The following is a 21,729-nucleotide window of genomic DNA, read 5'->3' on the forward strand; positions in this document are numbered from 1 at the left end:
GTTAATAAGCCAACTAAACGACAAAACCGAAGAGGACATAAGAGAAACTGTCGTTAATAAGCCAACTAAACGACAAAACCGAAGAGGACATAGGAGAAACTGTCGTTAATAAGCTGTCTTAACGGCAAAACCATGGATGAAACAGGAAACTGTCGTTAATCTTTAAAACGGGACGTTGAAGAAACCCTCAAGGCAGCTTGCAGCTTGCAGCTTGCAGCAAATATTAGTTTAAAAATTGATTCCCATGGAGGATATAAAATGAGAGCGAATATTGGAATTAGAGCCCATGATGTGCCGAATCTTCCTATAGAAACATTAACGAAAGAAATCGCTGCCAAAGGTCTTACGGGTGTACAGTTGGCACTGGCCAAATCGTTTCCTGATATTAACACAGGACTGGGAAGTTTAAGTCCCGGTCTGGCGAGGCATATCGGAGATGCCTTCAGTAACGAAAACCTGCAAATTGCGGTGCTAGGCTGCTACATTAATATGATCCACCCAGATGTTGCGGAAAGAAGAAAAGTGCTGGACCGATTTAAAGAGCATATTCGCTATGCCCGGGATTTTGGCTGCAGCATTGTCGGAACCGAAACCGGAAATATCCATGCAGAAATCCATTATACGGAAGATAATTTTACCGAACAGCCATATCAATTAGTGGTAGAAAGTGTCCAGGAACTTGTCAGCGAAGCGGAAAAATTCGGTGTAATTGTCGGGATCGAAGGCGGCATCAATCATCCGATTCATACACCGCAGCGGATGAGGCGTTTGCTCGACGATATCCCGTCCAACAATCTGCAAGTCATTTTTGATCCGGCCAATTTTTTATCCATGGACAATTACCAACATCAGGAGCAAGTCTTCGAAGAAGCGTTTGAGCTGTTTGGTGATCGAATTGCAATCCTGCATGCCAAAGATATTGTAATCGAGGATAACTGGATAAAAATGGTCCCTGTCGGCAAAGGGCTCTTAAACTATGATGCGGTCTTTAAATATATTAAATATCAAAAGCCCTATATCAATATTTTATTAGAGGACACAAGGGAACCTTATATTAACGGCAGCATTGCTTATTTACAAGAAAAATTTGAGAAAGCATAAGCGTAGAGTCATAGGGTTTGCAGCCTCAGGCTAGATTATAAGCTTGGGGCTGTAAACGCTTTAAATTTATTTCAAATACGTATTGCGATTTTTAATCGGCCAATGTAAAATAAAGAAGAAAAGTTAATGTTAACGTTAACAAAACTTTTTTAAAAATAATTGTTAACGTGAACATTTTGTGAAAATAGTATTCCAATTTATTGAAAGCTGGTGCTTGAAATGAAGAAATTCATGGATGAGAACTTTCTTTTAGACAATGAAACTGCCATCCGCTTATACCACGACTACGCGAAAGATATGCCAATCATCGATTACCATTGCCATTTAAGTCCAAAGGAAATCTACGAAAACAAAACTTTTAAAAACATTACCGAGATTTGGTTATATGGTGACCATTATAAATGGCGGGCAATGCGTGCGAATGGTATTGAAGAAGAATATATTACCGGTAATGCAAGCGATTATGACAAGTTCCTTGCTTGGGCAAGAACCGTTCCAATGACAATCGGAAATCCTTTATATAACTGGACACATTTAGAACTGCAACGCTTCTTCGGTATTGAAGATATTTTAAACGAAAAAAGCGCCCCGCAAATTTGGGAAAAAGTAAATGCTCTGCTTAACAGCAATGGTTTTGGAGCAAGAGATCTAATCAAAAAGTCCAAGGTTGAAGTCGTTTGTACAACCGACGATCCAGTTGACAGCTTGGAATACCACTTAAAGTTAAAACAAGACGCTGATTTCGACGTATTGGTACTGCCAAGCTTCCGTCCGGATAAAGGCTTGGAAATTAACCGCGATGGTTACCAAGAATGGGTGCAAAAGCTCCAAGAAGCAGCTGGCATCGAAATTACTTCTTATGACCAATTCTTGAAGGCAATTGAACAGCGTATCCGCTTCTTCCATTCAGTAGGCGGCCGGGTTTCTGACCATGCAATCGATACAATGCTGTTTGCTGAAACAACAAAAGAAGAAGCTGCAGCGATCTTCGCAGAAGCTCTTAAAGGGAATAAAGTTTCACTCGAAGATGAGAAGAAATACAAAACTTTCACTATGAAATTTTTGGGAAGCTTGTACTCCGAACTAGGTTGGGCCATGCAGTTCCATATTAATGCACTGCGCAATAATAACACCAGAAGATTTAATCAGCTTGGACCAGATACCGGATACGATTCTATCAACGATGACCAAATCGCCAAACCGCTTGTTCGTTTATTGGATGCAATTGAGCAGGAAAGCGGCCTGCCAAGAACGATTATTTATTCATTAAATCCAAGCGACAACACCGTGATTGCAGCGATTATCGGTTCGTTCCAAGGCGGCGGCATCCCAGGGAAAATCCAATTTGGTACTGCTTGGTGGTTCAACGATAACAAAACGGGTATGCTCGAACAAATGCAAGCTCTCTCCAACTTAGGTTTATTCACCCGGTTTATCGGCATGCTGACTGATTCAAGAAGTTTCTTATCTTATACAAGACATGAATACTTCAGAAGACTGGTCTGCTCCTTAATCGGCGAATGGGTTGAAAACGGGGAAGTGCCATATGATCTTGAGTTCTTAGGTGAAGTCGTACAGGGCATTTCTTACAATAATGCGAAGCAATACTTTCAGTTTCAAGAAAAAGAATCAGCAGTGAAGTAAAATAATAGGCTGAGCGGCTATCAAATGTAGACCTTCCTGATATGATAAAATGTAGGACAGCTAATGTGCAAAGGGTGAAAACATGGTTACTATTAAAGACATAGCCAAAATCGCAAATGTTTCCCATACAACGGTGTCACGGGCGCTGAATGACAGCCCGCTTATCAAACCAGGGACCAAGAAAAAGATACTTGAGATAGCCACTCAGCTGAACTATACACCAAACTATAATGCCAAAAGTCTTGTCATGCAGAGATCTTATACGATTGGACTGTTTTTGACGAGCATTACTCAGGGTACTTCATCGAGCTTTTTTGTAGAGACGGTAAAAGGTGTTAATCAAATCATTAACCAGAATTATAACTTGTTTGTAAGAGGAATAGACGATATACACGACTACTCCATGATTCACAACAAACGGTTTGATGGCATTATTTTAATGAGCCAGAGCGAAGTGGATGATGATTTTATTGCCTACCTTAAAGAAAAGGACATTCCATGTGTGGTATTGAACCGAGATATTGCTGACCCGTCAATCATCAATATTCTGTCGAACGACCGGGAAGGTTCTACACAGGTGGTTAAGCACCTGCTGCAAAACGGTCATCGTGACATCGGCTTAATCGAAGGGATTAAAGGCTTCAAATCCACCATGGAGCGGAGAGAAGGATATTTGAAAGCCCTCATCGATTATAACGTTCCAATCAAAAACGAATATATCATTCAGGGAAATTATGATATGGAAAGCGGGTATAACGCGATGGAAAAATTATTGGCACTGGACAATCCGCCGACAGCCGTTTTTTGTTCCAACGATGATATGGCCATCGGTGCCATCAATGCTGCGTTTGCTCATGGCGTAAGAGTCCCGGAGGATATCTCCATTGTCGGGTTTGACGATATTGAATTCGCCCGCTATACCAATCCGTCTTTGACTACTGTAAAACGTCCGATTGAAAAAATAAGTGCCCTCGGCGCTAAGAAGATCTTAGAAATGATGAATACCGAAGATGATCATGCTGGTGAAAAAATCTTTGTGGAAACGGAACTTGTCATTCGGCAATCCGTAACACCAGTTGAACGGTGAAACCTGCTAACCAACTGGCAGGTAGACATGAATTTGTTAACGTGTGCATGCATAGATTGTATAAAACATTAGGGGGATTTACCAATGGAAAAGCTAACAAGAAATTTAGTAAAAGATGCTCCCACATATCCTGAAAGAGTGCTTCAATTTGGAGAAGGAAATTTCTTACGGGCGTTTGTTGACTGGCAGATTGATGTATTGAACAAAGAAGCAGATTTTAACGGCAGTGTGGTCATTGTGCAGCCACTAGGACAAGGGATGACAGAAAAACTGAATGAACAAGACGGACTTTATACACTTTTCTTGCAAGGCATGAAAGAAGGAAAAGCGGTTCGTGAGCATACAATCATTTCCAGTGTCAGCAGAGGTTTAAATCTTTATAAAGAGTACGACCAATACTTGGAGCTAGCCGCCAATCCAGATTTGCGGTTTATTTTTTCCAATACAACTGAAGCTGGAATTGCATTCGCTGAAAATGACCGCTTAGAGGATCGTCCGCAAAGCAGCTACCCAGGTAAATTGACTGCGTTCTTATATCAGCGTTATCAAGTGTTCAACGGTGATAAAGAAAAAGGTTTTATTATCATTCCATGTGAGTTAATTGACCGCAACGGTGAAAAATTAAAGCAAATCGTCTTGCAATACGCAACGCTTTGGAACCTTGGTGAAGGATTTGTTCAGTGGCTAGAAGAGGCAAACACGTTCTGCTGCAGCCTAGTAGACCGGATTGTCCCTGGATTCCCTCGTGATACGATTGAAGAGATTACCGAAGAAATTGGGTACAAAGATGACATGGTTGTTGTTGGTGAGCAGTTCCATTTATGGGTGATTGAGGGTCCGCAATGGATTCGCGAAGAATTCCCAGCACATAAAGCAGGGCTGAATACCTTGTTTGTTGACGACATGACTCCTTACCGTACGAGAAAAGTTCGGATTCTTAACGGAGCCCACACCGCTATGACACCAGTATCTTACTTATACGGCTTGGATACAGTGGCTGATGCAGTGGACCATGAAGTGGTTGGCCAATATATCAAAGAATTAATTTATGAAGAGATTATTCCTACCTTGGATCTGCCAATTGATGAATTAAACTCATTTGCTGATGCCGTGCTTGAAAGATTTAGAAATCCATTTATTCAGCACTTTTTAATGAGTATTGCTTTAAATTCAATGTCTAAATTTACAACTAGAGACCTGCCATCTTTACTGGAATATATCAACCGCAAACAAGAATTGCCTAGAAAACTCGTATTCTCCTTAGCTGCACTGATTGCATTCTATAAAGGCAAACGTGGGGAAGAAGAAATCAAGCTTGCTGATGACAAGGATATTCTAGAATTATTCGCTGAACAATGGAGCGGGTACGACGGAACAATCGAAAGCACAGAAGCTATTGTCAAAAATGTGTTAGGTTACGAGAAAAACTGGGAAATGGATTTAAATCAAGTGCCTGGATTAACAGCGGCTGTGACCAAGGATTTGTTTGACATTCAAACAAAGGGAATGCAACAGGCTGCTCAGGCTGTATTGGGACAAAAAACAGCAAACTAATAGGGGGGATTTTGATGTTGGATTTTACACAAATTAACGAGATTGATAATGTGGTTGTCGCGTTAAGAGATTTACCGGCTGGCCATGTTATTACTGTAAAAGGGGAAACCATTGAACTGAAGCAGGAGGTAAGCAGAGGCCATAAGATTGCGATTCAACCGATTGCCGTAAATGAGTATGTCATTAAGTACGGTTATCCAATCGGGCATGCGATTGCAGACATCTCTGTTGGGGAACATGTTCATACCCATAACACGAAAACAAACTTGGATGGAATAAAAGATTACCAGTACAATCAAAAGCTTAATAGCAACCCGTACCAAAAAGAAAACCTAACCTTCCAAGGCTTCCGCAGAAAGAATGGAGAAGTGGGGATCCGTAATGAGCTATGGATTGTACCGACAGTAGGCTGCGTAAATGGTATGGCAGAGCGAATGATCAAGCTTTTTGAAAAAGAAGTCGGTGATATTAGCCCGTTCGATAATGTCATGGTAGTGAAGCATAATCTCGGCTGCTCCCAATTAGGGGACGACCACGAAAATACGAGGAAAGTTTTACGGGATGCTGTGCTTCATCCAAATGCAGGCGGCGTGTTAGTACTAGGCCTTGGCTGTGAAAATAACAATTTGTATGAATTCCAGGAAAGCCTTGGCGAATATGACCAAGACCGCGTAAAGTTCTTGGTTTCCCAAGAAGTAAGCAATGAAATTGAAGCTGGCGTAGAGCTGCTTAAAGAAATCTATGAAGCTGCGAAAAATGATAAGCGTGAAACAGTACCATTGTCTGAATTAAAGGTTGGCTTGAAATGCGGCGGTTCCGACGGGTTTTCTGGGATCACTGCCAACCCACTTTTGGGTAGATTCTCAGATTTCCTTGTTGCACAGGGAGGAACGACTGTATTGACAGAGGTTCCGGAAATGTTCGGTGCGGAAACCATTCTAATGGAGCGGGCAGCAGATGAGGAAGTATTTGAGAAGACTGTTCATTTAATTAATGATTTCAAAGAGTACTTCCTAGAAAACAAGCAGCCTGTTTATGAGAATCCGTCTCCAGGAAACAAGGCCGGCGGGATTACGACATTAGAAGATAAATCGCTTGGCTGTACACAAAAAGCAGGTACTTCTACCGTAATTGATGTCGTTAAATATGGTGATCGTTTAGAGAAAAAAGGTTTAAATCTGTTGAGTGCGCCAGGAAATGACTTAATTGCTTCTTCGGCTTTGGCTGCTGCTGGCTGTCAATTGGTTCTATTTACGACAGGACGCGGAACTCCGTTTGGTTCGTTTGTGCCAACAATGAAGATTTCCACCAATACACCGTTGTATGAAAACAAGCCGCATTGGATCGATTTTAATGCTGGGGTATTACTGGAGCAAGAATCCGATGTTGTGCTAAAAGACTTTATTGATTACATCATTAGCGTGGCGAGCGGTGAACAAGTTAATAACGAGAAAAATGATTTTAGAGAGATTGCTATTTTTAAAACAGGAGTTACTTTATAAAAAGCAGTGTGGAATAGTTGATAAAACGATAGAACTTTGTTTCTATCGTTTTTCAACATTTTTGGCAGGTACTGTTAATATTGTGAACTTTGCCGGTAAAATTGTGAACATCGCCGGTATATAGGAGAGAAGTGCCGGTAAACTCGCCGGAAGAACCGGTAAATGAGAAAAAACGCCGGTAAACCTAATAAAACTGCCGGTACGAAGAAAAAGTGTTTTACGAAAAGAACAAATCGCCGAGCGTAATCTTTTATAAAGAACTGCAAGGGTAATATGGTTCCAGACTAAACAAAATCTATCAATGGAGATGTAAAAAATGAGAATTTCTCATGATGTGGGCAAGAGCGTCTACTTGAGATTGACTGTAGCTCAAGACAGTAGGGGTAACTTTCACACCGTTCAGCAAGCAATCGATAGCATCCCTGAAAATAATACCACTCCAGTCGAAATTTTTATAAAAAACGGCGTATATAAGGAAAGGATTACGATTCCAAAGGATAAACCATTTATTACGCTAATCGGAGAAAGTGTTGAGAGTACGATTCTAACATATGATAACCATGCCAAACTGCCAACCTCAGAAGGCGGCATCATCGGAACCGGCAAAAGTGCGAGTGTTTACCTGTATGCCAATGACTTTACAGCTAAAAACCTGACGATGGAAAATTCGTTTAATCCAAAACGACTGAGTGGGGAGACACAGGCTGTAGCTGTCTATGCCAGTGGTGAGCGGATGTCCTTTTATCATATCCGGTTTCTTGGGAATCAGGATACGCTTTACGTAGGGTCAGGAACTCAATATTTCAATCAATGCTATATTGAAGGGGATATCGACTTTATTTTTGGCGGGGCACGAGCCGTTTTTGAGGAGTGTGAGATATTTTCCTTAGACCGCGGATCCGATATTGATAATGGATACATCTCTGCTGCAAGTACACCTATCGATGAACCGTTTGGATTCCTGTTTATCAACAACCGATTTACCAGCTCAGCTCCGGCAGGAACCGTCTATTTGGGCAGACCATGGCATCCAGGCGGCGATCCCAATGCCATTGCCAGCGTTGTCTTTAAAAATAACTATCTTGGTCCCCACATCCACCCAGAAGGCTGGACAGATATGTCCGGATTCAGCGCCAAAGAGGCGAGATTCTATGAATATCAGAACGAAGGACCTGGAGCCAATCCTTCTCGGCCGCAGTTAACAGACGAGGAAGCTAAAGAATTTACTGTTGAACATGTATTAAAAGGCTGGATCCCCGAAGCCAATCGATAAACCTACTTTTAAAAATATTTAAAAAGGCGAATTAGACATTTGTTTTAGTAGGGCTCTTATAGTAATAAAAATCAGTTGCCCATTGAGAAAGGAATAGCAGCTGGTTTTTGAAGAAGCCGACAGTGCCCGTTAAACTGAAAAAATCAGTTAAACGGGCACTGAAGGGCAATCATGAACCGTTTAACTTAAATAACGAGCAAACGGTCAATGAGAGGGCCGTCAATTTTTCTATTAAACCATTTTTATTAAAAATACCCCACAGAGCATCAAAATAAGGCCTACTACTTGGATTGGCGTTATTGAATTCTTCACAGACCTTAATAATCCAAACTGTTCTACCAAAAGGCTGCCGGCGATTTGGCCAAATAGGGCAAGGACTACTGTCTGTCCGGTGCCGATTTGACCGACAAGATAGACGTTAATCAGCACGTAGAGTCCGCCAATTAGCCCGCCAAGCCACACCCACCAAGGAGCGGATTGTTTGATGGGCTCCTTGATGCGTGTGTAACTTCGCTCTTTTATGCCCACAACGATAATTAATGTCGCAGAACCAACAAAAAATGAGACGAAGGCAGCATGAGTTGGAGAATGGAGTACAGCACCTAACCGTCCATTGATAGCAGATTGGATGGACATTAACATTCCGGCCCCGATGCCAAGAAAACGCCATGGCCATGGGTTTCCCTGGCTTTGCCCTGCTGCTGCGTTCATCCGGCGTTTAGAAATGATTTCTGGTACAACTACAGCTAAACCTACGCCAATTAAGACTAAGACCACACCAATAGCTCTGGTCAGCCGGAAAGTGTGTACTATGGAGTGAAACCAGCCGAAGTTATCAATTAACATCCCCATTAAAATCATTCCTAAAATAGGCATAACCGTCGTTTGGACGCTTCCTAGCTTAGGAAAAAGGAGGATATTGGTGGTTAGTCCAATCACGCCACAAACACCACCAAACCATAACCAAATAGGCTGGCTAGAGAACAGGTTCAAAGGAAGTCCTAACGGCGAACCACTAAAGAGTGTAGTAATAGCCAAAAAGAGGGTTCCCACTAAGAAGGAAACCATGGAAGCTAAAAAGGGGGAAATAACAAATTTTCTCAATTGCGAATTGATGGCTGTTTGGATCGCCAAGCTAAACCCAATCCCGATGCCTAACAGAGCTGCAAACATGATCCTTCTCCTTTATCGATAAACAGCTTTATCTTCAGTTTTGTCATACGTATCTCATTATGACACAAATTTTATTATTAAATAAATAGAATAGCTTACCAAAGGGGTTCTGTTTCGATAGTAAAAAAGCCATCCCCAAAAAAAGGGGTTAGACCCCTAATAGGGACAGCCTTTTCACCAAGTGCTTTCAACAAAAACGTTGCTGTGCGAGCCAGCTGGGACATAAGTTAGTCCATTGGCCAACCACAGGATCTTCTGATGCAAGCCCTAGTCCATGACGTCCATGCGGGAAGATATGCATTTCATAGGGGACATTTACTTTGCTTAGCGCCGCCGCATACGAAAGGCTATTTTCAACAGGAACCGAGGCATCAGCAGCTGTATGCCACAGGAACGTTTGTGGTGTGTCTGTGGATACATTCTGCTCACAGGACAATAACATCCGCAGTTCCTGACTTGGGTTTTCACCGAGCAGATTCACCATTGAGCCCTCATGATAATGCTCCAAAAAAGAAATAACCGGGTAACATAGTACCGCGAGATCAGGACGGGCGCTTTCTAGCTCAATTACATCCTCCCTGTCTGTTGTCCGTAGCTGAGACAAGGTAGATACTGATGCGGCTAAATGGCCGCCGGCCGAAAAACCAAGGATGCCAATTTTTTCTTTATCGAGATTCCATTCCTTTGCGTGAAACCGGACAAACCGAATCGCCCGCTGCGCATCTGCTAATGGCACGGGATGCTGATAGGGAGCTGTCCGATAATGCAACACAAACGCCGAAATCCCAAGCGAATTTAACCAGCAGGCAATCGGGTCCCCTTCATGGTTAGCCCGGTGATGGTATCCGCCCCCGGGGCAGACAATCACGGCCGCCTTGCTAGCACTACCCTCGGCAAAGAAAGGTACAAGTGTGGGGGAATTTTCCTGGTCTCCCGGATGGAGACAGGGGACCTGTTCTCCCCAGATAGAGTAAGTCATCATAACAACCCCTTTTTAAAAAAGATTATTGGACAACAAAACAACTGAGAAATTATCTCTTACATCACAGCTATTCTATTAAATAAATTATATAGCAGCCTATGTGACACAAGGGATAATCATTATATTAAGCTATGTTCATTTCATCAGTTTTTTGTGAAAATATCCGATGGTAAAGGCCTGATGAAATGATTATATGTGACAAACGACATTGACATAAAATCCAGAATTCTTTAAGGTGAATATATGAAAGCGCTTAATGATTATGTTGGGAGAGTCGAAAAAGTGAAGCATAAGCCAAAGTATTTTTATAGAATTTTTATCCCATTTATACTCGTCGGAACTTTAGGGATGATCCTGTTTAATGGATTTGCCTATTTATTCACAAAAAATTCCTTTGAGGATAAGATCACAAAGGAAAAACAAGAATCAGTAGTTCAAACCATGAATACTCTTGAGCAAAAGCTTCAAACCTTGGATTATACGTTTAACTCCTATATACATGATACGGCATATAAATCGTATATACGGCAGCCGTTAACCGTCAGTCAATTTGATCAATATCGATCGATACATGAACAATTAAATTATATATCATCTTTTGGACCAAACCAAACTTCCGTTGATTTGGTCAGCCTTGAAGGAAATTGGAGAATCAATGAGAAAGGGCTGAAACAGCTGACCGAACAAGATAGGTCAGAAATAGAGGCTGCCTATTTGTCACTTCCGCATGATTCAACCTGGATAAAAGAAGAACAACAAGATAAAACCATCAAATTGATCAAGCGAACTCCTTTTTATCAATCGAAAAAATACGGTGTCATGATTATCGATATTCCCCTAAAGTCATTTTCAAATCTTATCTATCAATCTAGTGAAAACAGTCCAATTTATATTTACAGTAAGGATGGGCAGCTGCTTTTTCCAAACAGTATAGAAAAGGATGATAGCATAAATCAAAAGGTAATTAAAAGCTTATTAAACCAACATGAACGGACAGGCATAACAGATATAAACCTGAAAGGAACAGATAAGTATAAAGTGGTCTATTCAAAATCAGACTACAATGGCTGGCTGTATGTATCCAAGATCAGCGATGCTGACCTGGCCCAGAATATGAAAGCCACGATGATTTCTTCTATATTAATGAGCAGTTTTCTGTTACTAATCACTCTAATTATTGCCTACGTGAGTTCAGATTATCTTTCAAAACCAATTCGGGAGCTACAGAAATTCATCCCTTTGGTTAAAAAAGAGGGGGTTAAGGATGAGTTTGAGCTGATTGGCAACTCTATCCGTGAAGTATTGGCGAAAAATCAATCACTCGAAGATATGGTGACCAGTCAACAGGAGCAGTTAAAGACCTTGTTTATGTTCCATTTGTTCCATGGGCGGATGGATGGACAAGAAATTCAGGAAGAAATGCAAGGCTTTGATTATACTAAAACATGGGCCTGTCTATATGTTATTGCTATCCAATTTGACAGTCTAGAAAACAGCCAATATACAAGAAATGACAAAGATTTGTTACTGGTTTCGACCAATCAAATTGTGTCTGAATTAATTGACCCAAGCGAGCGTCTGACACCAATCGTTTATGACTCAGAAACACAAGCCACTATTTTTATTTGCCATGATACAGATTATGAACAACATGTGTTAGAGATTAATCAATTTGGAGAAAAAATTCAAAGCCGAATTAAAGAGATATTCAATTTATCAATCAGTATAGGGATCAGCAAACCTTTTGAAAACTTAACCGACAGCAGGACCGGCTTGCTTCAAGGCATCGACTCCTTAAAGTACCGTCTAAAAGTTGGCAAAGGCTCGATTATCTTTTATGAGAGTATTTCGGGCACTTATAATAACAAGCAAATTAATACGTATTTTCCTAAAATGCTGGAAAACCAATTGTTCGATACGATTAAATTAGGGGAAAGTGAAAAGGCTAAAGAAATATTACATCTGCTGCTAGCCGACATGTACAAGCATAGCCCAACGCCGCAAGAGCTTGAACTAAACATGATGAGATTTGTTAACGATTTAATGGGTTTAATGCAAGTAATGGGAATGGATACCATTGAAGTTGATGGCCAGAAAACCATCTATCAGGAGATATCGGAAATGAATACAGCGGAGGAAATCGAGCTGTTTATTAAAAATAAAATCGTTTATCCGTTGACCGATATGATTGTTGAAAGAACCGACTCACAATTTAAAACCATAGCCGATAAGATGCTTTATATTATCCATCATGAATATGATACCGAACTATCATTAGAATCCATCGCTTCACGCCTGCATTATAATAAAAATTATTTAAGCAGTATTTTTAAAAAGGAATTTAACCAGTCCTTTAGTAAGTATTTATCACTATATCGTTTCGATATGGCGAAAAAATGGCTGAAAGAGACCAACTTGTCAGTGAAAGAAATATCCGAAAAGCTTCAATATAATAACTCTCAGAATTTTATCCGATCGTTTCAAAAAATTGAAGGAACAACCCCTGGAAAGTACCGTGATCTTCACCGGGATGATTCGCTTTTCTCTAGTTGATAAAGATAGGGAGTCCAATCAAAAACAGCAGCCATTGGCTGCTGTTTTTGATTGCTTAACAGGCATTATGCCTTTACAGAACCGACCATGGCACCCTTTACAAAGTACTTTTGCAAGAATGGATAAACGATTAGCATTGGAATGGTTGCCACGGTAATGACGGCCATTTTAACGGTTTGTGCTGGCGGTATGACGTCCACAGCTGCGGAGTCAGCCTGCATGCCGCTTGAAACAATAACGATCTGGCGCAGTAATACCTGGATTGGCCATTTCGTTGAATCTGTCAGGTAAAGAATGGCGTTTGTATATTGGTTCCAATAAGCAACTGCATAGAACAACGAAATGGTTGCAATCGAAGGAAGTGATAATGGCAGCATAATTTTAAAGAAGATCTTCAAGTCGTTACAACCATCCACTTTCGCAGATTCTTCCAAACTATCAGGAATTCCAGAAAAGAAGTTTCTCATAATAATCAGGTTAAAGGCATTAACCGCGACCGGGAGAATTAAGGACCAGTAGGAGTTGATCAAACCTAAACTCTTAACAACTAAGTAAGTAGGAATCATACCGCCGCTAAATAACATGGTAAATACGATTAAGAAGTTAATCATGCCTCTTCCATATAAGTATTTACGGGATAGAGCATAGGCCAAAAAGGCTGTTAAAACCATACTAACGAACGTTCCAACTACCGTGACCACGATGGAGACACCCATACTTTTAAAAATCGTCGGGGTCGACAAGATATATTTATAGGCCCCCAGGGAAAAAGTAGTCGGGAACAAGATAAAGTCCTTTTGGATCACCTCTTCAGTTGTTGCAAATGAGCTTGCAATTACATTTAAAAAGGGAACCAGACAGGCCAACGCAATGAGCAATAAAATCGCATGGTTAACATAATCAAACATACGATTTCCAAATGATTTGTCTTGCATTTGTAAATCCCTCCGTATAAAGTTAATGATTTCTTGATTTCACTATAGCAACGAAAAAAACAGTACGTCTATAATCATTTTTTCACGATCTAATAATTGGAACTTCCTTGATAATCATTTTGTAAGCGGAAACATTTTTACCTTGCCAATGAAAATACTCATTTATGAAAAAAGATAATCATTTTTATCGATAAAGGAGAGAAAGCGCATTCAAATGGCGGTTATCTAGACAATCTAACCGGATGATTGTAGACGTTATGCCTCTTTTTTTATACCTTTGAAGAGTAATCAAAATGAAAGCAACGTGAAAATTAAATGAAGGAGGAATTCTTGGTGAGAGAGTCCACAGCTTTAGCAGATGATCAGCAAAGTGTGCTGCCGGATCTTGAGAAGAACGCTATGAAAAAAAGAGCCAGGGCTAGAACACTTGCTGGCATTGTGAGAAATAAATGGCTGTATATCATGAGCCTTCCCGGTATCTTGTACTTTATCATCTTTAAGTACCTTCCTATGGGAGGCATTATTATCGCCTTTCAAGACTATCAGCCGTTCTTGGGAATTGCCAATAGTCCTTGGGTAGGGTTAAAGCACTTTGTGCGGTTATTTACGGAACCTACATTCTTTATGCTGCTCGGGAATACGCTTTTGCTATTTGCACTAAACTTATTCATATTCTTTCCAATCCCGATTATCTTGGCACTGATGTTAAATGAAGTGAAAAACAAATATTTTAAGAGTGGGATTCAAACAATTATCTATATTCCGCACTTTATGAGCTGGGTAATTATCGTTTCCATTTGTTATGTGTTTTTAGCTCAGGATGGCGGTGCCGTCAATGCATTGATTGCCAGTATGGGAGGAGAAAAAGTTCCTTTCTTGACTGATGGAACCTGGTCCCGGATTGTGTACATCCTTCAAGTAATATGGAAGGAAATGGGCTGGTCTACCATCATTTATTTGGCAGCAGTAACGGCAGTAGATCCAGGATTATACGAAGCAGCAAAAATGGATGGGGCAAGCCGATTAAGACAAATCTGGCATGTGACCTTACCGGCCATCCGCCCGGTTATTATTACCATGTTAATACTGAAGATTGGTCACACATTGGATTTAGGCTTCGAACATGTTTACCTTTTAGTGAACTCTATCAACCGAAATTTCATGGAAATTTTTGATACTTATGTTTATACGGCTGGTATGAAAAATGGACAATTAAGCTTCAGTACAGCAGTTGGATTATTTAAGGGTGTTGTTGGTTTGATTCTCGTTATGGGTTCGAACAGACTTGCTAAAAAATTTGGTGAAGAGGGATTATATTAATCTACTAAACTTATACATGGGAGGAGGTCCAGAGGGTTATGAGTAGAATCGGAGAACGGTTTAACAATTTTTGCATCGTGGTCCTTAAGTTAGTCTACATCCAACTATTATGGCTCTTATTCACATTGCCGGGATTCATCGTATTGGGGGTTGGACCTTCTACTTATGCCATGTTTACGGTTATAAGGCAATGGATCAGAGGAAATAAAGACATTCCTATTTTCGAGACATTCTATCAATCTTATCGGACAGGTTTTAAAGAGTCCGCCTTGATTGGCTTGCTATACTTGACAGCAGGGATCATTCTTTACGTTGATTTGCTCTATATCGAGTCACAGGTGCTAAGAGGTGTGCTGATTGTTGTCGGCATCCTATACTTAATCTCTCTCAGTTACATTTTTCCAATATTGGTTCATTATGATTGGAAGGGTGTCAAGTTAAAACTGAAATGCTCCTTGTTATTCGGTATATCGTATTTACAGTATACGTTGATGTTGTTTGTGGTTCTTGCCGCTGTGTATTTTGCCCTTTTGATGGTTGTCCCGGTCACTATGGTTTTGTTTGGAGTCAGTATTGGCAGCTACATCGTCATGTGGCTGACCCACCAGGTATTTAATAGAATTGAAATGCAAGCAGGGGCTATGGAGGCCAAGGATCCTAACCAGCCCCTTGAAGGAGGTGGTGGGGCTTAAACGCCTTCTTCAGTCAAACTATTAACCGAGGATTTTTTTAAATTTGCTTTTTTCAACAATACTTTATTAGGAGATGTAAAAATGGCGAATTACAAGAAATATGGAAAAATGTTAGCAGCCGGCACACTTTTAGCTTCATCACTTGTACTTGGTGCTTGCGGTAAAGAAGACAAAACAGCAACGACAAGCAAAAAGGAAAGCTCAGAAAAAGTTGATTTACATGCTAAAGCAGATATCAGTTGGAGTCCAATTTTATATGTTGCAACAGCTCCAACAGACGTAGTTGAGAAAAAAATTGAGGAAGCAACCAACACTAACCTTACCTTTAACTGGATTCCGGATGCCACCAAGGATGAGCGGATGATCGCTTCCATTGCATCTGGTGAATTGGATGATATTATTTCTATACCACAGACACTAATGACAAACTCTTCAATCCGACAAGCATTAAAATCCGGAGTATTCTGGGATGTTGGCAAATACTTGGATGATTATCCAAACTTGAAAAAGATCTCCCAAGACCGTCGGGAAGCATCTTCTATCGAAGGTAAATTATACGGCGTTCCATTCCAAAAAGACTTTGCTCGTGGCGGCGTGTTGATTCGTAAAGACTGGCTTGATAATCTTGGCATGAAGGTTCCAACTAACTTGGATGAATTATACGAAGTTGCTAAAGCGTTTACAGAAAAGGACCCAGATGGAAACGGCAAAAATGATACCTTCGGATGGAGCGACCGGAACGAGTTAAGGTACGGAAGCTTCAAAACACTTGCTTCTTACTTTGGAGTTCCGAACGGATGGGCTGTGGATAAAAACGGTAAATTTACTCCTGAGTTTGAAACGAAAGCATACAAGGAAACGATGGAGTATTCCAAAAAGCTATATAAAAATGGCTACTTGGATAAAGACTTTGCTGTCACTTCCAAAGATGACCAGCTGCAAAAATTTGCTCAAGGCAAAGCAGGTATTTATGCAGGGTTAATCAGTATCACACAGCTTAAAAACATGGCTCAAGGAATCAATAACAAAATTGAAATTGTTCCGCAAAACAAAATTGCCGGTCCTGATGGTGAATACCGTATTTGGTCTGAAGGTAACGGTGTAAACGGATTACTGGCATTCCCTAAATCTGCAGTAAAAACAGAAGCAGAATTAAAACGTGTCCTTCAATTTGTTAATGACCTGATTAATGAAGATGTCTTTATGCTCATGACTGGCGGTATCAAGGAAACCCACTATACTATCGATGAAAATGGTGCATACAAAATCCTCGATAATCCATTATGGCAGAAAGAGGTTCAAGGCTTCTCCGGTTCAAGACCAAGTGAAATCACTTATAAACTAAAAGATGCAGATCCAGATAAACAATTAGTAAATGACATGATTTCCGAAAATGACAAATTCTCCCAAATGGATCCTACGGTTCCACTTGAGTCACAAACCCGCACAGAGCGCGGCACCGAGCTAGACAAAATTATCATCGACGCCACGATTAAGTACATCATGGGTGAAACTGACGAAAAAGGCTTTGATGCTGCCGTTAAAACTTGGAAAGACTCTGGCGGCGACCAAATGAAGAAGGAATACGAAGAAGCCTACAAAAAGGCTAACAAGTAATCATTCCTAGTTTAATAGACGGTCCTTTCTTTTTACACTCTTAAACATAAGATTGAAGAAGGAAGGACTTGTTGTTTTTCACGATAACAATGAACATGATGATTCTTAAAAAAGGCAGTGTCATTATGTTTATTTTTATCGATTGTTGGATGAAGGAAAGGGAAAATTCTCTGGAATCGTTTACCCCATTTACCTATAATGAACACAACAAGGAGGAATACACATGGAATTAAGCGCACCAACTAGCATTTACAATATCCGTGATTTTGGCGCAGCAAGTGATGGAGCCACTTTGAATACATTAGCCATTGCAAAAGCGGTTCAAGCCTGTTCAGAATCCGGTGGGGGAACTGTATATGTACCGGCAGGCACATTCCTGACAGGGGCAGTCATTTTAAAAAGCAACGTCAATCTGTATTTAGAAGCAGGTGCGACCCTGCTATTTAGTAACGATGTAAATGAGTATCCTGTCGTTGAATCCCGCTGGGAGGGGGTAAAAAGACAAGTATATGCTTCCTGCATTTACGCTGAACATGCAGAAAATATTTCCGTAACAGGCCGAGGAACATTGGACGGAAATGGAGCATTTTGGTGGGATATTTTCCGCCGCAAGGAAAATGAGTATCCAAGACCAAAGCTAGTTAGTTTTGACCACTGTACCCACGTGCTAATTTCCGGCGTCAAAATGGTCAATTCACCAAGCTGGACAGTCAACCCGATTTGCTGTGAAGACCTGACGGTTCACAATATAAGCATTGTCAACCCGGCCAACTCACCAAATACAGATGGAATTGACCCTGAATCTTGCCGCAATGTCCGCATTTCAGATTGCCACATTGACGTCGGCGATGACTGTATTGCTATCAAAGCAGGTACAGAGGATACGGCAGAACGGGTTCCGTGTGAAAATATCACGATTACCAATTGTACGATGATTCATGGTCATGGCGGTGTCGTTCTTGGCAGTGAGATGAGCGGCGATATTCGCAACGTCGTGGTTTCAAACTGTGTGTTTGAAGGAACCGACCGCGGCATTCGGTTAAAGTCACGTCGCGGCCGTGGCGGAGTGATTGAGGATGTACGGGTCAACAATATCGTCATGAAAGGTGTCATTTGCCCGTTTATCGCGAACCTTTACTATTTCTGCGGACCACGAGGCAACGACAAATATGTTTGGGACAAGAATCCATACCCAATTACCGAGGAAACGCCTGCATTCCGCCGAATTCATTTTTCTAATATTACGGCCCGTGAGGTTAGTGCGGCTGCCGGATTTTTATACGGATTGGCCGAAATGTACGTAGAGGACATTACCTTTGACCAAATATCGGTTGCTATGGCAGAGGATGCTGAGCCTGGCATGCCAGCAATGATGGCAGAACTGGAACCAATGAAGCAACGTGGTTTCTTCTGTTCCAACGTCAGGGATGTTCGCTTTAATCAAGTAACGGTTTCGAACCATGAAGGTCCAGCTTTTTACGTAGAAAACGGTGAGGACATTGAGGTAACAAGCTGCCGCACGAGGTATGCCCGTACGAATGACCCAATGGTTGTATATAAAAATGTTATCGTTTCAAAATAGAGGTGAATAAAACGATGAAATCACAAGAAACAAAACGCCAGAAATTATTCTCGCTGTTGGGCGACCTGCCAAATAGTGACTTTCTTAGTGCCGAAACGATTAATGAAATAGATAAAGGGAATTATATTCTTGAAGTGTTGCTGTTAGAACCCTATGAAAATGAGCAAATTCCTGCCTATTTTGCCCGCCCTAAAAAGAAAGATGGGAAGCTGCCAGTCGTGTTATTTAATCACTCCCACGGTGGACAATATCATGTTGGAAAAAATGAACTCATTCAAAGCAGTGCCTATCTCCAGCCTATCTCGTATGCCGAGCAGCTGACTTCGATGGGTTATGGTGTTTTATGCATTGACATGCTGGGATTTGGGGAAAGACGCGGCAAGGCAGAGAGTGAAATTTTTAAAGAACTGCTTTGGAAAGGGCAAGTCATGTGGGGCCGAATGGTTTTTGATAACATCCGTGCTCTGGACTATTTAGAAACAAGGGACGATGTTGATCCATCAAGGATTGCCACGCTGGGAATGTCGATGGGCGGCTTGATGGCTTGGTGGCTGTCGGCTCTTGATGAACGGGTGAAGGTTTGTATTGATATTACGGGTATGGTCGATGCCGAAACCCTGGTGGCAAACCGTGGTTTAGATCACCACGGATTTTACTCCTATGTTCCCGGACTATTAAAATATTTCCGTACATCTGACATTCAGCGTCTGATAGTGCCCCGCCAGCATTTAAGTTTGGCCGGAAATGACGACCGGCTGACGCCTTTGGCCGGGTTGATGATTATTAATGAAGAATTGACGGAAGCCTATGCTGAGGCAGGGGTTCCGGAGCACTGGAAGATGGTGCGCTTTAACTGCGGTCACATCGAAACGGCCGGTATGAGGGCAGAAGCATGTAAGTTTTTGCAAAAATATTTATAAGGTGTGATGGACATGATTGTAGCAAAAGATGGGTCTGGTCAGTTTACTACGATTCAACAAGCGATTGATAGCATTCCAGCAGACAACACTAGCCGCGTGGCCATATATATCAAGGACGGAGTCTATAAGGAAAAGCTGGAAATCAATAAACCATTCGTTTCGTTGATTGGCCTGCATCGTGATCAAGTGAAAATTACCTTTGATGATTATGCCTTAAAGCTGTTGGAAAATGGAGATAAAATGGGTACGTTTGGCTCCTATTCCTGCATTGTAACCGGTGATGGGTTTTTAGCCAAAAATATCACGTTTGAGAACAATGCCGGCATGGGCACCGTTGTCGGCCAGGCGGTTGCCATGTATGTCGATGCCGACCAGGTCGAATTTCAGGATTGCTCGTTTTTAGCCCATCAAGATACACTGTTTACGGCACCACTGCCACCCAAGCCAATCGAAGGAAACAAGTTTGGCGGGCCGCGTGATGGCGTAGAGAAACGTCATTGCCGCAGTTATTTTAAAAACTGCTACTTAGAGGGCGATGTCGACTTTATTTTCGGCTCGGCCACAACAGTCTTTGAAAATTGCGAGATTCATAGTTTAGATCGGCAGATGGAAGTGAACGGCTATGTGACGGCTGCCTCGACACCGCTTGGTCAAAGTTATGGCTACGTGTTTTTCAATTGCACGTTGTCTGGCAAGGCGGCAGCGCAAACGGTTTATTTGGGTAGACCATGGCGCGATTATGCTAAAACGGTGTTTATCAATACCTGGATGGGTGAGCACATCAAAGAGGAAGGCTGGCATAATTGGGATAAACCGCAAGCGGAACAAACGACCTTCTATGCAGAGTATAACAGCCGGGGGCCTGGGGGTAACATGGATAACCGTGTACCATGGGCCAAAATCCTGACTGATGAACAAGCGAAAGAATACACGCTGGAGAATATCTTCGGGTCACTGGAAGGCTGGCCAACATTGGGTGGCGGGACTAACCCTCAGCGCGTCTTTTTGGCTGGTGATTCAACCGTTGAAGATGTGAAGCCGGAACAGGGAATCAAAAAAGGCTGGGGGCAACAAATCCCGCCATTTTTCACGGATGAGGTTGAATTCATCAATAAGGCTGCCGGCGGTCGCAGCACGATGAGCTTTATCAATGAAGGACGGTTAGCAGAAATCCTTGATGAGATTAAGGCAGGCGATTTCTTGTTCATTCAATTTGGCCATAATGATCAAAAAATGGAGGATGAAACACGGGGTACGGATCCATTTACGACTTTCCAAGAGTATTTAACTCAGTTTATTAATGGGGCAAGGGAAAAAGGAGCCATCCCGATTCTCTTAACACCGGTCAATCGCCGGACGTTCGATGAGTCCGGAAAAGTCCTCAACTCATTGGGCGATTATCCTGAGGCAGTGCGCCAACTGGCTGTTTCCCAGGGTGTTCTACTGATTGATTTGTTTGAAAAATCAAAGGCTCTATTTGAGAAGGTCGGAGCTGAAGCGGCCAAGCAATTTTTTGCTTGGTATGAGCAGGAACCCAAAAAACGTGACCCGAAAGTGGATGACACCCATTTTAGTGCCTTCGGGGCGACTAAGATAGCCGAATTGGTGACTGAGGGGATTAAGGAGCTCGGGCTGCCAATAAGTGATTATTTAATTGAAAACAAGATTAGTAGATTGATACTAAAAAGATAAATTGATAAGTGCTGATTCAGTGGGGAATGGCGTTCCCTGCTGAATTTTCTATTTAATCCAAATGACCGGGAAGGTAGAAAAAGAGCAGTTAAGGGAAATAGA

Annotated in this window: 16 protein-coding genes and 1 pseudogene; 14 read left to right on the forward strand and 3 right to left on the reverse strand. The window is 41.6% G+C overall.

Annotated elements, in window-relative coordinates; translation table 11 throughout:
- The first annotated feature begins 258 nt into the window (after window positions 1-258).
- The 6 genes from BN2425_RS01845 to BN2425_RS01870 all read left to right on the forward strand — a co-directional run bounded on the left by BN2425_RS01845 (window position 259) and on the right by BN2425_RS01870 (window position 8,161).
- On the forward strand, window positions 259-1,101 hold the full coding sequence (locus BN2425_RS01845) for a sugar phosphate isomerase/epimerase family protein (protein ID WP_042454447.1): 843 nt from the start codon (window positions 259-261) through the stop codon (window positions 1,099-1,101).
- 219 nt (window positions 1,102-1,320) lie between these two features.
- Window positions 1,321-2,745 (forward strand): glucuronate isomerase, encoded by a 1,425-nt coding sequence (uxaC, locus tag BN2425_RS01850; RefSeq protein WP_042454449.1) that lies wholly within the window; start codon window positions 1,321-1,323, stop codon window positions 2,743-2,745.
- Window positions 2,746-2,827: 82 nt separating this feature from the next.
- Window positions 2,828-3,832: a LacI family DNA-binding transcriptional regulator gene (locus BN2425_RS01855; protein ID WP_042454450.1), complete on the forward strand. Its 1,005-nt coding sequence runs from the start codon at window positions 2,828-2,830 to the stop codon at window positions 3,830-3,832.
- Window positions 3,833-3,916: 84 nt separating this feature from the next.
- Window positions 3,917-5,386: a tagaturonate reductase gene (locus BN2425_RS01860; RefSeq protein ID WP_042454452.1), complete on the forward strand. Its 1,470-nt coding sequence runs from the start codon at window positions 3,917-3,919 to the stop codon at window positions 5,384-5,386.
- Between the two features lie 14 nt (window positions 5,387-5,400).
- A complete protein-coding gene (locus tag BN2425_RS01865) occupies window positions 5,401-6,888 on the forward strand; it encodes a UxaA family hydrolase (protein WP_042454453.1) in 1,488 nt (495 codons plus the stop codon).
- A gap of 316 nt (window positions 6,889-7,204) precedes the next feature.
- Window positions 7,205-8,161 carry a pectinesterase family protein gene (locus tag BN2425_RS01870; RefSeq protein WP_042454455.1) on the forward strand — a complete coding sequence of 319 codons (957 nt, stop codon included), beginning with the start codon at window positions 7,205-7,207 and terminating at the stop codon, window positions 8,159-8,161.
- A 231-nt stretch (window positions 8,162-8,392) separates the two neighbouring features.
- On the opposite strand, the gene BN2425_RS01875 is transcribed toward BN2425_RS01870, so the two are convergent.
- Window positions 8,393-9,334 carry a DMT family transporter gene (locus BN2425_RS01875; protein ID WP_042454457.1) on the reverse strand — a complete coding sequence of 314 codons (942 nt, stop codon included), beginning with the start codon at window positions 9,332-9,334 and terminating at the stop codon, window positions 8,393-8,395.
- A 187-nt stretch (window positions 9,335-9,521) separates the two neighbouring features.
- Entirely contained in the window at window positions 9,522-10,313 is a 792-nt protein-coding gene (locus tag BN2425_RS01880) for an alpha/beta hydrolase (protein ID WP_042454458.1), read from the reverse strand.
- A gap of 285 nt (window positions 10,314-10,598) precedes the next feature.
- Between BN2425_RS01880 and BN2425_RS01885 the strand changes: the two genes are divergently transcribed.
- Window positions 10,599-12,869: a helix-turn-helix domain-containing protein gene (locus tag BN2425_RS01885; RefSeq protein WP_216628795.1), complete on the forward strand. Its 2,271-nt coding sequence runs from the start codon at window positions 10,599-10,601 to the stop codon at window positions 12,867-12,869.
- Between the two features lie 65 nt (window positions 12,870-12,934).
- On the opposite strand, the gene BN2425_RS01890 is transcribed toward BN2425_RS01885, so the two are convergent.
- Window positions 12,935-13,804, reverse strand: coding sequence for a carbohydrate ABC transporter permease (locus BN2425_RS01890; protein ID WP_042454461.1), 870 nt, complete (start codon window positions 13,802-13,804; stop codon window positions 12,935-12,937).
- Between the two features lie 399 nt (window positions 13,805-14,203).
- Between BN2425_RS01890 and BN2425_RS01895 the strand changes: the two genes are divergently transcribed.
- The 7 genes and pseudogenes from BN2425_RS01895 (at window position 14,204) to BN2425_RS22910 (ending at window position 21,627) form a co-directional block, all read left to right on the forward strand.
- Window positions 14,204-15,124, forward strand: coding sequence for an ABC transporter permease (locus tag BN2425_RS01895; protein ID WP_042454537.1), 921 nt, complete (start codon window positions 14,204-14,206; stop codon window positions 15,122-15,124).
- 38 nt (window positions 15,125-15,162) lie between these two features.
- Window positions 15,163-15,816, forward strand: coding sequence for a YesL family protein (locus BN2425_RS01900; RefSeq protein ID WP_042454465.1), 654 nt, complete (start codon window positions 15,163-15,165; stop codon window positions 15,814-15,816).
- Window positions 15,817-15,897: 81 nt separating this feature from the next.
- Window positions 15,898-17,433, forward strand: a complete 1,536-nt coding sequence (locus BN2425_RS01905; RefSeq protein WP_042454468.1) for an extracellular solute-binding protein — start codon at window positions 15,898-15,900, stop codon at window positions 17,431-17,433.
- 223 nt (window positions 17,434-17,656) lie between these two features.
- Window positions 17,657-19,015 carry a glycoside hydrolase family 28 protein gene (locus BN2425_RS01910; RefSeq protein WP_042454469.1) on the forward strand — a complete coding sequence of 453 codons (1,359 nt, stop codon included), beginning with the start codon at window positions 17,657-17,659 and terminating at the stop codon, window positions 19,013-19,015.
- Window positions 19,016-19,029: 14 nt separating this feature from the next.
- A complete protein-coding gene (locus tag BN2425_RS01915) occupies window positions 19,030-19,935 on the forward strand; it encodes a dienelactone hydrolase family protein (protein ID WP_042454470.1) in 906 nt (301 codons plus the stop codon).
- 12 nt (window positions 19,936-19,947) lie between these two features.
- A pseudogene (locus BN2425_RS22840) lies at window positions 19,948-20,868 on the forward strand (pectinesterase family protein); the annotation flags it as partial.
- Window positions 20,869-20,907: 39 nt separating this feature from the next.
- Window positions 20,908-21,627, forward strand: coding sequence for a rhamnogalacturonan acetylesterase (locus tag BN2425_RS22910; RefSeq protein ID WP_235714553.1), 720 nt, complete (start codon window positions 20,908-20,910; stop codon window positions 21,625-21,627).
- Window positions 21,628-21,729 lie beyond the last annotated feature (102 nt).

This window comes from Neobacillus dielmonensis (genome assembly GCF_000612665.1).
Lineage (GTDB): Bacteria > Bacillota > Bacilli > Bacillales > Cytobacillaceae > Neobacillus > Neobacillus dielmonensis.